Below are 335 nucleotides of genomic sequence, written 5' to 3'. Positions count from 1 at the left end.
CAGGTTAGTTTGGTCGATACAAAATACTACCACTGTATTTCGCGCTGTGTACGCCGTGCATTTTTATGCGGCGTAGACAACTTTACTAATCAATCGTATGAACATCGCAGAGGGTGGGTTGAAAGCAAGTTACTTGCCCTCGCTAACGTATTTTGTATCGATGTGTGTGCGTATGCAGTAATGAGTAATCACACCCACTTAGAAATTGAACAGACACCCATCTTAATATTTGTAATATCAGTGTAATTAACTATGCTCTGTTTAGTGCAATAATTAAGCAGGGTGTCACATGGCTATCGCAAGAAAACGTCAGGTTAGTTTGGTCGATACAAAAT

1 pseudogene is annotated in these 335 nt (G+C 40.0%); it reads left to right on the top strand.

Going from position 1 to position 335, the window contains the following annotated elements:
• Positions 1-201, top strand: a pseudogene (locus tag H5079_RS18255) (transposase); the annotation flags it as partial.
• Positions 202-335 lie beyond the last annotated feature (134 nt).

Source organism: Pseudoalteromonas sp. SG44-5 (assembly GCF_014164175.1).
Taxonomy (GTDB): domain Bacteria; phylum Pseudomonadota; class Gammaproteobacteria; order Enterobacterales; family Alteromonadaceae; genus Pseudoalteromonas; species Pseudoalteromonas nigrifaciens.
This window is presented reverse-complemented; position numbering and strand designations above follow the sequence as displayed.